Raw genomic sequence first — 16,343 nt, 5'->3', positions numbered from 1 at the left:
TTCTGATTATACATAATTTTCTGTTTTATAAAGTGGAACAATACACCATATCTTGTTTTTTTACAAAACCTTACTTAAGAAGGATTTTGTTCTTTCTTGCTGTGGATTTTCAAACAATTCTTTCGGTTCATTTTCTTCTACAATATAACCACCATCCATAAACAAAACTCGGTCTCCAACTTCACGAGCAAATCCCATCTCATGTGTTACGACAACCATTGTCATTCCTTCTTTGGCTAATTGTTTCATAACTTCCAACACTTCTCCTACCATCTCTGGATCTAGTGCAGAGGTCGGTTCATCAAAAAGCATAATTTTCGGTTCCATTGCTAATGCTCTCGCGATGGCAACCCGCTGTTTTTGACCACCCGATAACGATTCAGGATATGCACTTGCCTTTTCTTCAAGGCCAACCTTCCGAAGAAGATCCAAACCTTTTGACCTTGCTTCTTCATTTGAAAGTTTTCTTACCCTCATAGGTGCAAGCATTATATTTTCCATCACCGTTTTATGTGGAAATAGATTAAATTGTTGAAACACCATCCCTACTTCTGTTCTTACTTTATTAATATCCGTTTTTTTGTCCGTAATATCAGTACCTTCAATAGTTACATTTCCACCAGTAATCGTTTCAAGTAAATTTAGACATCTAAGAAATGTAGATTTCCCCGACCCTGATGGTCCAATCACAACCACGACTTCTCGAGGTTTAATGACTGCATTAATATCCTTTAAAACCTCGTTAGTGCCAAATGACTTTTTTAAGTTTTTTACATGGATCATTCAGTTGCCAACCTTCTTTCAAGACGATTTAATAAGAAGCTTAAAGAAGTTGTTAACACTAGATATATTAGCGCTGCCGTAAGGTACGGCTCCCACACTCGGTAATACTGGCTTGCAAGCGCTCGCCCATAATACATAAGTTCAGGAGTAGCAACTATTGCTGCCAGTGAGGATTCTTTTATAAGTACAATGAACTCATTTCCCAAAGGTGGAATCATTCTTTTAAAAGCTTGGGGTAAAATAACATCTTTCATAGATTGAACATGATTCATACCTAAAGAACGTGATGCTTCCATTTGCCCCTTATCAATTGACTGTATCCCTGCCCTGAAAATTTCTGCGATATATGCCCCTGCAATTAATGACAGCGCAATAATACTAGCAACTATGCCGTTTGTATGTCCTATTAACATAGGTACAACGCCAAAATGGATTAATAAGATTTGCACGAATAATGGAGTACCACGAAAAAAAGTAATATAGCAGTTAAATAGAAAAGCAATAGGCTTGTTACGCATCATTTTCCCAAGTCCGATTAGCAAACCTAATACTGTTCCTATAATAATTCCTGCTATCGACAACCCAATTGTTAGTAAAGTTCCCTTTAAGAAGAAAGGAATATATTCTACCAAGATGTCTAGTCTAAAATCCATTGATTTCCCCCCTTAACCAAAATTGCGTAACTACTTTATAGGAGTTACGCAATATGATTTATTCACTTATTTTTGTTGCGCAAGTATTGTTGCTACATCTGGTTCTGAACCGAACCACTCTTCATAGATTTTCGCATATGTTCCATTTTCCAGAACTTTTGTAACAGCCACATCAAATTCAGCTTTCAACTCACTGCCTTTTGGAAACATAAGGCCGTAAAATTCTTTCTCAAATCCTTCATCATCTTTAATCACTGCAAGTTTTTTGTCTGCATTATTTTTTGCGTATTCTTCCACAACTGCATTATCAGCTACAACTGCGTCTGCTCCACCGTTAAGCATTTCTAAAATAGCTAGATTATTATTGTCGAATTTTTTAATATTAGGATGATTTACTCCAAGAATGCTTTCCACTGCTTCTTGTCCTGTCGTACCACCTAGAACTGCAACAACTTTATCTTTTAAATCAGCAGCACTTTTAATATCACTACCTTCGGGAACTAAAATTTCGTTTGTTGATAAATAGTATGGAACGGAAAAATCATAGGTTTGTTCTCGTACGTCATTAATAGTAATTGCACAGATCCCTAAATCAGAAAGCTTATCTTTCACTTCAACAAATAAAGGATCCCAACCTACATTGACAAGCTCAATTTCATAACCTGCTTCTTTTGCCACTGCATTCATAAAGTCAACGTCAAAGCCTTTCATCTTCCCTTGATCCAAAAAGACAAAAGGTGCATAGTTTGCTTCTGTCGCGATCTTCAACTTTTTCTTTTCTCCATTTGATCCATCGGCTTCTGCATTAGTGTTGCTAGTACCACAAGCTGCTAGAATTAATGAGAGAATCATGACAATAATTAGAAGTGAAAATTTTTTCATTCCATTGTCCCCTTATAGTTAATATTTTTTCCATACTATTGGAAATCTAAATTGGTAAAAACTGAAAACTACTGCTTTCCTAAGTCATTTTATTGCTAAATTAAGCATTAACTTCTTTCTTCACATCTTTTGGACCAAATGTAGCTTCCGGCTTCCACCATAATGGGATTTTGATGCTTTCCTTCGTTAGCTTACCTTTCCCATTTGCAACGTCCTGGGCAGTTTCATAGCCCGCTTGTGCATGACGAACTACCCCAATTCCGGAGTCTACTGTCATGGCTACTTCTAATCTCATATCGGATTCCGCTGTTCCATCCGCAACCATTGTTACGCCTGTATGAACCGCTTCTCCCATCGAATAGTTCGCTTGAATTGCGATCAAGTCACACATACCAACTGCGTTCAGAAGTCCATTCAACATCGGCCAGTCAGAGATTAAATCACTGCCATCTTTCATGTTTTCTGATTCAAATGTTGGGTTCACAATAGAACCAGAATCTAAGTTATCACGGGAAAAAGCAACAGGGCCAGATAGTTCCCCACGACGAATCATGTCATTTACTTCTAGGGCAAATGCTTTACGCTGTCCGAATCCCATATAACAAATACGTGCAGGAAGTGCTTCAATTGGAATATGCTCTTTCGCTAATTTGATCCATCGTGTTACAAGGTGATCATCGCTGAATTTTTCTAAAATCATATCGTCAATTTTTCGTAAATCTTCCGCATCTCCTGATAAGCAAACCCAACGGAACGGTCCGCGGCCTTCACAGAATAGTGGACGGATGTATTCCGCTACGAAACCTGGAAGACGCTTCGCTTCTGTTGCATCCATGCCCGCATCGATACATTCTTTCCGATGACTTGTGCCGTATTCAAACGAATGAACCCCTAAATCCATGAATTTAATAAGCGCTTCTAATTCACGCACCATCGTTTCACGCGCTTTTTCTAAATACAACTCACGATTCGTATCTCGAAGTTCTTCTGCTTCTTGCACTGTGTATCCAGCTGGCAAGTACGAAATTGGGTCATGACCAGGCGTCATCGAAGTAGAAATATCAGGTAACCACCCTTTTTCTAAAACTTCCTCGTAAATGTCGGCCGCGTTTCCTACAACGGCAATTCCAAGTGGCTTTCCTGCTGCTGCATATTCTTTCGCTTTTGCAATCGCTTCATCTAACGAACCAGCTATCTCATCGATGAAGCCTTTATCAATTCGACGTTGAATGATTTCGACATTCGAGTCGCAAAGAATTGCTACTCCACCATGCATTGTCATCGCGCGTGTTTGGTTTCCACCCATCCCTCCTGCACCTGCAGTCAAAAGGATTTTCCCAACAAGCGAATCGTTGTAATGTAAGCGCGCAATCGCCGAAAGTGTTTCAAATGTTCCTTGGATAACACCTTGCGTTCCGATATACTCCCAAGGTGCCGCTGTATAGTTTGCATAGATTGTTAAGTTTTTGTCTTGTAAATCATAAAATGTCGGCCAGTCTGCTTTCATAATATTTGTTGTCGCCATTACTACAGTTGGTGCGTATTTATGTGTTTTGAAAATCGCTACTGGCATTCCAGATTGCACAACCAATGTTTCATCATCTTCTAACTCTTTTAACGATTTAACAATGGCATGGTAAGACTCCCAGTTACGTGCTGCTTTCCCGATACCGCCGTAGATTACAAGCTCTTCCGGTTTTTCTGCGTTCTCCATATTGTTTTCAAGCATTCGTAGTATTGACTCTTGTCTCCAACCTTTACAACGTAGCTCTGGTCCTCTTTGCGCTTTTACGGAATATAAAATTTCTGGTGTTGTCATCGATAATTCCCCCTAAAATAATGTAATTGGTTTCACACTTTTCTATAATGCAAGTGTCGTGCCAATTCTAATAATTATTAAGTAGAAAAATCTTTTTTTTCGAATTATCTATGTAACACCGACAATTAGTTGGGTTTTTGTATTTTCAACGAAACTATTTCACCAATTTTTCAAACGTTCATAAAAATAATTATCGCAGATAACATTTTCTATTTTTTCAAAATATTCAACTAAAACGATAGAATCCCTTTGGATAAAAGGTTCTTTTACGGTGCAGATAAATTTTACATGCAGACTCTTCTAAATAATCAGAATTATGCTATACTATGGATAATTTTATAATCGGAAGGAGTAAGAGTACTTTGACTGTTTCTTCATTCGGATCAATCATAAGAAGTTTTGTGGATGGAGTCATCGCCTTAAATGAGCATTATGAAATCCTCTGGCATGATTTAAATGAGGATGTTCCTTTAAAAGTGGTCGAAGGTACTCCTATTAATAGTTTCATTGAATGTGATAATGTTCGTTTCATCCATAACGAAACATTTCCCCTCTCTTTAAATAAAAAAGACTTTACTGTAGAAGTCAAAGTCCTTTCTAGTGATGTTGATTATATTTTTTTATGTATTAGAGAAAACGAAATATCAATTACGGAGGAACGGCTGTATTGTCTTGAAAAAATTATAGATTCTTTAGATGAAGGAGTAATGATGAGTAACTCTGAAGGAGAAATAACTTTATACAATGAAGCACAGGAGAAAATGGAAGGCTTAACAAGCAAAGACATTATCGGAAAACATTTATGGTCTGTTTATAATTACAACCCACAATATTCAGAGCACAAACATACATTTAAAACAGGCAAACCAATTTACTCAAGGTATCGAGCACACTCTACTATTAACGGGATACCGAAATATGTGAACTATAGTACATTCCCAATCCAAAAAGACGGGAAAACCATCTCTGTCTTTTCTATAAGTACAAATGAATCAAGACTTAAAGACCGTCTTCATCAAACTATAGAGTTAAAAAGGCAAGCAAATGTTATAACTCAAGAGAAAGTCCATTCAAAAAATGGAACCATTTATACATTTAATGATATTAAGGGAAAAAGCTTAGTACTGTTAGACCTTATAAAAGAAGCACAAAATGTATCGATACATAATGCAGATACATTAATTGTTGGAGAAACGGGTACAGGAAAAGAGTTGTTTACACAAAGCATGCATAATCATAGTCCTCGAGCAGATAAACCATTCGTAGCGATAAATTGTGCTGCAATCCCAGAAACTTTACTAGAAAGTACATTATTCGGAACAGTAAAAGGTGCATTTACAGGTGCAACAGACCAAATAGGACTGTTTGAATATGCTCAAGATGGCACTCTTTTTTTAGATGAAATTAACTCTATGCCAATCACATTGCAATCCAAGTTAATGCGGGTACTACAAGAACGGCTCGTTCGCAAAGTAGGCTCAAATGATGTCGCACCTATAAAATGTACGATTATTAGTGCGTGCAACGAGGATCCTGAAAAACTAATTGCAGAAAATAAGATGAGACTTGACTTGTTTTATCGAATTGCTCATACGAGTCTTTATATCCCGCCTTTGAGAGAACGTACAGAGGATGTTCATTTTTTCATAAGCTACTTCCTAACAACATATCAAGAAAAATTATCCAAAAACGTTCCCGACATTTCCAATGCGTTACATGAAAGTTTGTTACGATATCCTTGGCCAGGAAACATACGTGAACTAGAGCATTTGGTTGAAAACCTCATCATCCGTGTGCCTGAGACTGCTGAAAAAATGGAAGTAGAGCATCTTCCATCTTATATGCGTGGAAAAATTGTTACTGTTCTTCCTGCTAATTCCTTAGAACAAGGAGACATTATACAAAGGCCACTAAAAAAAATATTTAATAATACAGAAAAACAACTAATTGAAGCGACTTTAAAACTAGCAAATTGGAATGTTTCACAAGCTGCCAAAAAGCTTGGCATTACTCGCCAAAGTTTGCAATACCATATAAAAAAGCATGATCTTGAAAAGCCAACTTTCTATAAATAATATATAACGAAAAAAAGGAAACTCACTAAATCTAGAAGTTTCCTTTTTTAATAGAAGAATTTGATAATTCTCCTTTATACTGTTGCTTTAAATATTCTTCATACACAAGTTTCATAGCTTCGTTTATTTTTGAGTCCGCAAAGTTACTGTCATATCTATTAGGTAAATTCTTTGCACCCAATACATACAATATCGGTCTCTTATTATGTCTCCTATTATACCAATATTAACTACAATATTTTCTAATCCACCTGTCATATGATTTAATAAACGAGTAGGTATTCCTATTACATTAGTTTCATTTTTTATCCTAATTATTCAATAGACAAAATCATTCTTTTCATATGGACAACACTTATTATCACTAAGAATAATAATCAACAATAAATCGTTGAAAAGAAAAAATGGAGCAACACCATTATTGGTGCTGCTCCATATTCTTATCCGCGTAACTCTGCCCCTGCTTGTTCTGCAAGTGCTTTTAATACTTTGTTATGTGCGTTTACAACTTCTTCGTCTGTTAATGTACGCTCTGGATCGAAATAAGTTAGAGAGAAAGCAACCGATTTTTTGCCTGGCTCCATTTTTTCTCCTTCGTATAAATCGAAAAGATGCACACCTTTTAATAGTCTACCACCCGATAACTGGATTATTGCTTGAAGTTCGCCAGCTTCTTTTTCGCTATCTACTACTAATGCAATATCACGTGAGATCGAAGGGAATTTAGAAACCGGTTCATGATACAATACTTCGACTTCTTTATTCAATACTTTGGCTAAGTTTAATTCCACTACATACGTATCTTTCAAGTCGCGTGTTTTTTGCTCAGATGGATGCAATTGACCGATTAGACCAATTTCTTCACCTGCAAGTTTTATAGAAGCAGTACGTCCTGGATGTAATCCGTCCACGATAGCACGCTCAAAAGTAAGTTCTTTTGATAGTCCAAGGAGTTCCATTAATCCTTCGACAACTCCTTTTAACACGAAGAAATCGACTGCTTTTCGCTCACCTTGCCAGCTATGGTCCACCCATTTACCAGCAATTACTGCTGCTAAATGTTCTTGTTCATGAGGTAGACCTGATTCAGTTTCACCTAAGAAGACAGATCCTACTTCATAAAGTGCTACAGATTCTGCTTGTCTGGCAGTATTATAAGTAACTGCATCAAGTAAATGAGGGATTAGGCTTTGACGAAGTGTGCTGCGCTCTTCACTCATTGGCATTAATAATTCCGTTACTGGAGCAGTTTCTAAAGCGAATTTTTGAGACATTTCTTTAGAAGTTAATGAATACGTAATTGCTTGATAAAGGCCAGCACCCTCCAAATAAGCACGTACTTGTCGACGCTTTGCTTGGTAAGATGTTAGTCCACCAGGAATAGATTCTCCCACTGGTAATGTCATTGGAATTTCATCATAGCCATACATACGAGCAATTTCTTCGACAATATCTTCTTCAATTTTAATATCTTGACGGCGAGTTGGAGCTTTAATATATAAAAACCCATTAGCAGCTTCAAAGTCAAATTTTAGTCTCGTTAAGATAGAAGTCATTTCTTCTAATGAAATTTTCATACCTAAACGATTATTGATAAAGTCCGGAGATACAACAACTTCAACTGGCTCTTTATCTAATTCGTCAACAATTACAGATCCAGCTAATACTTCTCCACCAGCTAGTTCTGCTAGCAGACTTGCCGCACGTTCAGCTGCTGCAATCACGCGATTCGGATCGACACCTTTTTCAAAACGAGCACTCGCATCACTGCGTAAGCTATGGTCTTTTGAAGTTTGACGAACAGTTCCACTAGCAAAGTAAGCAGATTCGATTACTACCGTCGTTGTACCGTCATGTACTTCGGAATTTGCTCCACCCATCACTCCTGCGAGTGCAACTGGCTCCTTACCATTTGTAATGACTAAATGATTCGATTTAAGTGTACGCTCTTGATCATCAAGTGTGACTATTTTCTCGCCTTCATTTGCAAGACGAACAACGATTTCTTTCGTTGCAAGACGATCGTAATCAAATGCGTGAAGTGGTTGACCGTATTCCATCAATACGTAGTTTGTAATATCTACTACGTTGTTATGTGGTCGAACGCCAGCTGCCATTAGGCGGTGCTGTAGCCAAAGTGGTGATTCACTAATTTGCACATTTTTTACTACTTTTGCTACGTACATTGGATTTTCGGACATTGCATCTACTCGTAAGCTTAAATAATCAGTAGCTTTTTCATTGCTTTCCGTATATCCTGCTTCTGGATATTTCATATCCTCTGATAAAATCGCACCTACTTCATACGCTACCCCTAGCATACTTAGAGCATCCGAACGGTTTGGTGTTAAACCAAGTTCAAGCACAGTATCATCTAATCCAAGTAGTGGAAGTGCACTCTCTCCAACGGTCGCTGTTTCAGGTAGCACGTAAATTCCTTCTGCATATGCTTTTGGAACAAGTCTTCCCTCAATACCAAGCTCTTGAAGAGAACAAATCATACCGTTCGATTCTTCTCCGCGAAGTTTTGCTTTTTTAATTTTCATACCACCTGGAAGTACTGCTCCTGGTCTAGCAACAATTACTTTTTGCCCTTCTGCAACGTTTGGAGCTCCACAAATAATTTGTGTTGTTTCTTCTCCAACGTCAACTTGGCAAATATTCAACTTATCTGCTTCTGGATGCTTCACACATTCCTTCACATACCCAACTACTACATTTGTCATTCCGTGAGAACGATCTATTACTGCATCGACTTCGATACCTGAACGAGTAATTTTTTCCCCTAATTCTTTCGGATCAAGTCCTTGTGTATTCACATATTCCGCTAACCATTTCGTAGAAACTAACATGTCATTTCCTCCTTACACTTCTGTTCGGTGGAATTGCGATAAGAAACGCACATCATTTGTATAGAAATGACGAATATCTTCCACTCCATATTTCAACATTGCAATACGTTCTGGTCCCATACCAAATGCAAAGCCAGAAAGCTTTTTCGAATCATATCCAGCCATCTCTAGAACGTTTGGATGAACCATGCCAGCTCCTAAAATTTCAATCCAACCAGTTTTCTTACAAACGTTACAGCCACTGCCGCCACATTTGAAACAAGAAATATCCATTTCAACTGAAGGTTCAGTGAACGGGAAGAAACTTGGACGTAAACGAATTTCACGATCTTCTCCAAACATTTTCTTCGCAAATACAGAAAGTGTTCCTTTTAGATCACTCATGCGAATATTTTCACCAATAACAAGGCCTTCGATTTGTGTAAATTGGTGTGAATGTGTCGCGTCGTCATTATCACGACGGTACACTTTACCTGGGCAAATAATTTTAATTGGCTTTCCTTGTTTTGCTTCCATCGTACGCGCTTGTACCGGAGACGTGTGAGTACGTAGTAGAATGTCTTCTGAAATATAAAAAGAATCCTGCATATCACGTGCTGGGTGACCTTTTGGTAAGTTTAACGCTTCAAAGTTGTAATAGTCTTTTTCTACCTCAGGTCCCTCTGCTATCTCGTATCCCATGCTAATAAATAAATCTTCAATTTCTTCTACTACACGAGTTAAAGGATGATGATTTCCTGTTTTCACAGGACGACCTGGTAATGTTACGTCAATGGATTCTTTTTCTAATTGCTCTTGAATTGCTTGTTCTTGAAGAAGAGTCATACGAGCTTCTAATACTTCTGTTACTTCTTCACGAACTAGATTGACAAGTGCCCCCATTTTCGGACGTTCTTCTGCAGGAAGCTTACCCATTCCTTTTAGTAAGTCCGTAATCGGTCCTTTTTTTCCTAAATATGCAACACGCACATCATTTAATTCTTTCACATTTTGAGAAGCTTCAATTTTCTGTAATGCCTCTTCTTTTAACTGTTGAAGTTGTGCTTCCATCTTTTCTTCCTCCTTCCAAAATAAAAAACCCCGCCCCTATAAAAGGGACGAGGACTAATTTCGCGGTACCACCCTGATTATTGCACGATAAAAATGTGCAATCACTCAATTCGACTAACGGCTCTACACCGGCACACCTTTACAGCATTTGCTGGTCCCGGTGGCAGCTAGCGGGGTGAACTTCTATATGCATTCTCCTTTTACACTTTCAGTCAAGGTGTAAAATCCCTTTATATCGAATCGTCATATATACTTTTCCCGATGACAGCTTTTATATATCAAATTATAGTCTATTATACGGAGTTCTAAACTTTTCTTCAAGTATGACTTTTTTATATTATGTGCAACAATTACTTATACAGTGACATTTAGGATTTGTAAGCCTTCGCGCTAGCCGCACCTTGCATGAGCCAACTCGTGCTGCGCACGAGTGGGTCTCATGACTTCGGCCATGCGGCACTACGCGCTACGGCAACTATATCCGCTTTATTTATCTGATAAGATTTTCCAATAAGTATTACGCGTATACTTCGAAATGTTACGCATCTTCTAAATTATGCATAATACAATATCAAAATTGGTTGCTTCCAATGATTCGCTTGTAGATTATTGCCATTTACTGGAGTCACACATTGAAAAACTACATAATATCGGATTTTGCGCGGCGGCGTGAGACTCCTGCGGGAATAGCGTTAGCCGAAGACCCCGCAGCGTAGCGAGGAGGCTAAGACAACGCCCGCGGAAAGCGAACGCCAGAGCGCTAAATCCTATCGGTAACTTAATTAGAACCTTAAAATTGAATTGGTTGCTTCCAATGAACCGCTTATTGATTATTGCCATTTACTGGATTAAAACATAGAAAAACTACTTAATATCTGATTCAAAGCGGCGGCGTGAGACTCCTGCGGGAATAGCGTTAGCCGAAGACCCCGCAGCGTAGCGAGGAGGCTAAGGCAACGCCCGCGGAAAGCGAACGCCAGAGCGCTAAATCCTATCGGCAACTTAATTAGAACCTTAAAATTGAATTGGTTGCTTCCAATGAACCGCTTATTGATTATTGCAATTTACTGAATTAAAACATAGAAAAACTACTTAATATCTGATTCAAAGCGGCGGCGTGAGACTCCTGCGGGAATTGCGTTAGCCGAAGACCCCGCAGCGTAGCGAGGAGGGCACTGAAAAACTCGAATTAGTATTTTGGTAGAACTTATTTGCTGTATTTATTTAAGAGAATTTAGCGCGACGCATGAGACTCCTGCGGGAAAGCGAGACAGACGAGACCCCGCACGAAGCAGAGCGAAGGAGGAGGCTCGTCGCTCGCCCGCGGAAAGCGAATGCCAAAGCGATAAATTCTCTTAACGACTATTTGATAGAAAATTTATTAGAATAACACTTTTTCAGTGCCCTCGTAGCGAGGAGGCTAAGGCAGCGCCCGCGGAAAGCGAACGCCAGAGCGCTAAATCCTATCGGTAACTTAATTAGAACCTTAATACGCATTATTTCAATAATGCACAACATTTCATCACTTACTTGCGATATTGTTTTTATTTGCGCGTTATAATGACAATCCGTACAATAGTATTCCTGTTGCAACTGCTACATTTAATGATTCGGCTTGTCCTAAAAGTGGCACTATAATATTTTGATCAGTTTGTTGAAGTAGCTCTTTGTCAATACCACTACCTTCATTTCCAACGATTAGAGCGAACGTATTACTTTTCACTACTTCATTAAATGGTGTAGAATTTTCTAAAGCAGTACCATAAACAGTTACATTTCGATTTTTTAACTGCTCCACCCATTCATGTAAGTCACCTTTTACAACGGGAATATGGAAATGTGATCCTTGTGCAGAACGTAGTGTTTTAGGATTGTATGCGTCTGCAGACCCTTTTCCAAGAATAACTGCATCTATTCCCGCTGCATCTGCAGTACGAATCATCGTCCCAATATTACCAGGGTCTTGAACAGCGTCTATTAATAGGAGACGATTCCAGTCCAACTGTTCTTGTCCTTCCACAGTTTTTTGTTTACAATGTGCAAATATTCCTTGTGTATGCTCTGTTTCAGCAAGTTCGTTTTTTATCACTTCATTTATTTCTACTACTTCTAAATTTTCTACATCCCAACTCAATGGAATATTACAATTATCACTTATCATGATCGTTAATACGTTTTCTTTTTTCTGAATTGCTTCTTCTACCAAATGATAACCTTCTATAATAAATTCGCCTGTTTTATCTCGTTCTTTTCGAACACTTAATAGCTTTTTCCAATGCTTTACTAGTGAATTTTGTGGGGATTCAATTCGTTTCATATATAAGTAACCGCCTTTTTTATTAAAGATAACAAAGTATAACTTTCTCCTTAGTATCTGTCTAGTCTTCAGTTGCTAGTACAATGACTATACGGCAACTTTCTCTAATCTTAAATAAGTGTAACAAATTCATGTATAGCTTGCGAGAGTTTGGGGAAGATAATTGCGAGGAGTGATGAAAAATGGATTTTCAAATTCGGGAAGCAATTTCGGCGAATATGAAAGGTAATTCAGCAACCGATATTCGCGAAGTAGTAGAAGATGCGATTAAAAGAGGCGAAGAACATTTACTTCCTGGTCTTGGCGTATTCTTTGAAAAATGGTGGAAGATGGCGGATGATACAAAACGAGATTCTGTATTAAACGAACTTGCAACTGCATTCAAATAAAAACAATCCGTGAAGAAGAGTAGCTCTTCACGGATTGTTTTTTATTCATCTTCGCTTTTTACATGTTTTCGTACATGGAAATAATAAATGAGATATTGAAATAAAGAAAGAATTCCGATATTTATAATGATTAGTAAGCTTGAACTCGGAACAAATAAATGGAAAACTGCTGATAATGGCAATGACCATGAAAAGAAAGTGTATACCTTTTGCGTTGCGTTTCTAGTTATCATCTGCCAAGCTTCATCATCTTCTACATACTCTAAAGGTCTATTTCTCCAAATTGTTAATTTACTTGTCGGATGTTCTTTGTTGAATTTAGATAACTTACTGGTAAATGCAATAAGTAAAATTAAGTATAGTGGTATGATTAATAACATTATTAATCCTTCTAATGCTCCTAGTTCAACTGAATAAGAAAATGAAGTTGCATCATTAACAAAATTAGTTACTGCTCCAGTTAATACAAGAGCAAATAACATAAAAATTAACATAAAACCAATTTGCCATAGTGGGTACTGAACCCGAAAATCTTTTTTCATTTCCATTCCTCTCCTTCTAACCAAAATAGTTCATCCACTTTACACTCTAGAATATGAGCAAGTTTTAAAGAGAGCGTAATGGATGGTGAAAAATCACCTTTCTCAATAAATCCAATCGTTTGTCTTGTCACCCCAGCTTTTTCCCCTAGTTCACCTTGTGTGTAACTAAATCTTGCACGCAATTCTTTTACACGATTTTTGAGCACTTAAAAAACCTTCTTCCGAGATGTTAACTATTATATTCATAATGTAATGTATTGTTAACATAAAGTCAACTATTATTAACATTATGTTAATTCAACTTAACTTTTATTTGATATTTTAATACGAGTTATATTCCCTGTTTATTTTAAGTACATTACCTTTTGGAAGATGTGATTTCTGGAGTATTAGAATAAGACAGTATCAATTCCTTCATTCCCCAAAGCTTTAACAGTTTGAACTTGTAGGAGGGCGAAGGTCATACGACTGTCACATGATTTCCGAAAAGATGCGAGGGGCAAAGTAACTCAAGTCACTGCAGCTATTTACATTTGACCTCGAGGACTAGGCGCTGGAGTCTGGACGAAGAAGCGCTTGTAGGAATATAACTTATGTACAGAATTTTATAATTTCCTAAAATATAATAAAGAGTGATTCAGCGTCTCCCGAATCACTCTTCCTATGTAGCGATGAAGCCATCCATCTTGACGATCGACATCGCGTTAGACTATTTACGGTATGGTGGCAAACCCTGCCAGTTCATCCCGGTGTTTCATTTACTATCTATGCCATTACTGATGCAAGCACTGCTTTCTGAGCGTGCAAGCGGTTTTCAGCTTGTTGAAAAATATAAGAGTTTGGTCCGTCGATCACAGAAGTTGAAACCTCTTCCTCTCGATGTGCAGGTAAGCAATGTAAAAACATATAGTCTGATTTTGCATTTGCTACAAGCTCATCATTAATTTGAAAGTTTTTGAAGTCTGCAAGTCGTTTAGCTGCTTCCTCTTCTTGCCCCATTGAGGTCCAAACATCTGTGTAAATAACATCTGCATTTACAGCTGCTTCTAATGGATCATTTGAAACATATAGAGAGCCGCCGTTTTCTAGTGCGATCGCAGTGGCTTTTTGGATAATTTCATCATTTGGTTCGTATCCAATTGGTGTTGCAACAGCAATATGCATCCCCATGTATGCAGCCGCAATTACTAAAGAATGGGCAACATTATTTCCATCTCCAATATAGGCAATCTTTAATCCCTTCATATTCCCTTTCACTTCATAAATCGTTAAAATATCAGCTAACGCTTGGCAAGGGTGATACATATCGGTTAATCCGTTAATAACAGGAATGCTTGCGTGTTCAGCAAGTTCTTTCACCATTTCATGTGAATTCGCACGAATCATAATTCCATCTAAATAACCGGATAATACATGCCCTGTATCATGTACAGATTCACCTCGGCCAATTTGAAGATCACGTGCATGCATAAACATTCCGTTCCCACCTAATTGCTTCATGCCAACTTCAAATGAAATTCTAGTACGTGTGGAATGTTTTTCAAAAATCATTCCTAATGTTTTACCCTCTAATAAAGGGGGACACTTACCTGCCTTCGTCAATTTTTTCAAATCGTCTGCCAGTTGGATTAACTCACTCACTTCCTCTTTTGAGTAATCTAAAAGTGTTAGTAGATCTTTACCCTTTAAACTATCGACAACTTTTAAGTATACCCACTCAAGTAATTTCATTTATAAAAACTCCTTTTAACGTATATTTATGTATCACCTATTATAATTATGAATAAACATAAAGTCAATTGAATTTTTATACATTTTTATTATAATAAAAACGTCTAGAAGTGTAAGTATTAAAACCCTTCTAGACGTCCATTATTATTCGAATTTAATTTTGTTTACTGTATCTTGATCTAATTTTTTTATTACTTCTATTATTAGTTTTACTGTATTTTCATAATCATCACGATGTAGAATACCTGCATGTGAATGAATATAACGGGTTGCAATTCCGATTGATAGTGCAGGTACTCCATCTAATGTAATATGCATAGCCCCTGCGTCTGTACCACCGCCAGGAATCATTTCAAATTGGTAAGGAATATTATTTTCTTCAGCAGTGTCTACTACAAGGTTACGTAATCCTTTATGTGACACCATTGATGCGTCAAATAAAATGATTTGCGGACCTGCTCCCATCTTACTAGTCGATTCTTTTGCTGTAATCCCAGGTGTATCTCCTGCAATTCCAACATCAACTGCAAAGCCAACATCTGGTTTAACTTTTACAGTAGAAGTCTTAGCACCTCGAAGACCAACTTCTTCTTGTACATTTCCTACACCGTATACAATATTCGGATGATTTTCATCTTTCAATCCTTTTAATACGTCAATCGCAACTGCACAACCAATTCGATTATCCCATGCTTTTGCTAAAAGTAATTTTTCATTGTTCATTACTGAGAATTCGAAATAAGGAACAACCATATCTCCAGGTAATACTCCCCACTCTATCGCTTCTTCTTTGGAAGAAGCACCAATATCGATAAACATATCTTTTACATCTACTGCTTTATTACGTGCTTCAGGAGTTAATATATGTGGAGGTTTCGAACCAATGACACCAGTAACTGTTCCCCTTTTACGAGTCACAATTGTTACACGTTGAGCGAGCATTACTTGTGACCACCAGCCACCTACTGTTTGAAAACTTAAGAAACCTTTATCATCGATTTTAGAAATCATAAATCCAACTTCATCTAAATGTCCTGCAACCATAATTTTAGGACCATTTGCATCGCCGACTTTTTCAGCGATTAAACTTCCTAGATTATCATATTCGATTTTATCCGCATGAGGTGCTATGTATCTTTCCATAACCTCTCGTGCTTCGCGTTCATTTCCCGGAATTGCTTTTGCATCCGTTAAATCTTTTAACATAGTTAATGTTTCATCTAGCTTCGTCATTATTTCGACCTCCTAAA

13 protein-coding genes and 1 other annotated feature are annotated in these 16,343 nt (G+C 37.6%); of the genes, 2 read left to right on the top strand and 11 right to left on the bottom strand.

The genetic code is table 11. The features are described from left to right. Positions 1-60: 60 nt before the first annotated feature. The 4 genes from FG384_RS10425 to hutU all read right to left on the bottom strand — a co-directional run bounded on the left by FG384_RS10425 (position 61) and on the right by hutU (position 4,137). The gene (locus FG384_RS10425) at positions 61-783 is read right to left on the bottom strand and encodes an amino acid ABC transporter ATP-binding protein (RefSeq protein ID WP_142642538.1); all 723 of its coding nucleotides are present in this window, start codon (positions 781-783) and stop codon (positions 61-63) included. Further along, complete coding sequence (locus tag FG384_RS10420) at positions 780-1,436, bottom strand: amino acid ABC transporter permease (protein WP_142642537.1); 657 nt, start codon at positions 1,434-1,436, stop codon at positions 780-782. Before FG384_RS10420 ends, FG384_RS10425 begins: the two co-directional genes overlap by 4 nt. 66 nt (positions 1,437-1,502) lie before the next feature. Further along, complete coding sequence (locus FG384_RS10415) at positions 1,503-2,318, bottom strand: basic amino acid ABC transporter substrate-binding protein (RefSeq protein ID WP_142642536.1); 816 nt, start codon at positions 2,316-2,318, stop codon at positions 1,503-1,505. A gap of 100 nt (positions 2,319-2,418) precedes the next feature. Then, positions 2,419-4,137, bottom strand: coding sequence for a urocanate hydratase (hutU, locus tag FG384_RS10410; RefSeq protein WP_142642535.1), 1,719 nt, complete (start codon positions 4,135-4,137; stop codon positions 2,419-2,421). Positions 4,138-4,499: 362 nt separating this feature from the next. Between hutU and FG384_RS10405 the strand changes: the two genes are divergently transcribed. Next, on the top strand, positions 4,500-6,212 hold the full coding sequence (locus FG384_RS10405) for a sigma-54 interaction domain-containing protein (protein ID WP_166462427.1): 1,713 nt from the start codon (positions 4,500-4,502) through the stop codon (positions 6,210-6,212). 440 nt (positions 6,213-6,652) lie between these two features. Here FG384_RS10405 and pheT read toward each other — a convergent pair whose 3' ends face one another. The 3 genes from pheT to FG384_RS10390 form a co-directional block, all read right to left on the bottom strand. Beyond that, positions 6,653-9,064 (bottom strand): phenylalanine--tRNA ligase subunit beta, encoded by a 2,412-nt coding sequence (gene pheT / locus FG384_RS10400; protein ID WP_142642533.1) that lies wholly within the window; start codon positions 9,062-9,064, stop codon positions 6,653-6,655. A gap of 12 nt (positions 9,065-9,076) precedes the next feature. After that, positions 9,077-10,114, bottom strand: coding sequence for a phenylalanine--tRNA ligase subunit alpha (pheS, locus tag FG384_RS10395; protein ID WP_142642532.1), 1,038 nt, complete (start codon positions 10,112-10,114; stop codon positions 9,077-9,079). 40 nt (positions 10,115-10,154) lie between these two features. Continuing rightward, positions 10,155-10,389, bottom strand: a binding site (T-box leader). 1,280 nt (positions 10,390-11,669) lie between these two features. Beyond that, positions 11,670-12,431, bottom strand: coding sequence for a TrmH family RNA methyltransferase (locus FG384_RS10390; RefSeq protein WP_142642531.1), 762 nt, complete (start codon positions 12,429-12,431; stop codon positions 11,670-11,672). Positions 12,432-12,613: 182 nt separating this feature from the next. Here FG384_RS10390 and sspI point away from each other — a divergent pair, with 182 nt between their 5' ends. Next, positions 12,614-12,820, top strand: coding sequence for a small acid-soluble spore protein SspI (sspI, locus tag FG384_RS10385; RefSeq protein ID WP_142642530.1), 207 nt, complete (start codon positions 12,614-12,616; stop codon positions 12,818-12,820). 41 nt (positions 12,821-12,861) lie between these two features. Here the strand turns inward: sspI and FG384_RS10380 are convergent, their stop codons facing one another. From FG384_RS10380 to FG384_RS10365, 4 genes are all read right to left on the bottom strand, one after another. Further along, on the bottom strand, positions 12,862-13,362 hold the full coding sequence (locus FG384_RS10380; protein WP_142642529.1) for a hypothetical protein: 501 nt from the start codon (positions 13,360-13,362) through the stop codon (positions 12,862-12,864). Next, positions 13,359-13,568, bottom strand: coding sequence for a helix-turn-helix transcriptional regulator (locus FG384_RS10375; RefSeq protein ID WP_142642528.1), 210 nt, complete (start codon positions 13,566-13,568; stop codon positions 13,359-13,361). Before FG384_RS10375 ends, FG384_RS10380 begins: the two co-directional genes overlap by 4 nt. 559 nt (positions 13,569-14,127) lie before the next feature. Next, positions 14,128-15,093, bottom strand: coding sequence for an ornithine carbamoyltransferase (gene argF, locus FG384_RS10370; RefSeq protein ID WP_142642527.1), 966 nt, complete (start codon positions 15,091-15,093; stop codon positions 14,128-14,130). A 144-nt stretch (positions 15,094-15,237) separates the two neighbouring features. Continuing rightward, the gene (locus FG384_RS10365; protein ID WP_142642526.1) at positions 15,238-16,326 is read right to left on the bottom strand and encodes a M42 family metallopeptidase; all 1,089 of its coding nucleotides are present in this window, start codon (positions 16,324-16,326) and stop codon (positions 15,238-15,240) included. Positions 16,327-16,343: the final 17 nt, after the last annotated feature.

This window comes from Psychrobacillus vulpis (genome assembly GCF_006861825.1).
GTDB classification, from domain to species: Bacteria; Bacillota; Bacilli; order Bacillales_A; family Planococcaceae; genus Psychrobacillus; species Psychrobacillus vulpis.
This window is presented reverse-complemented; position numbering and strand designations above follow the sequence as displayed.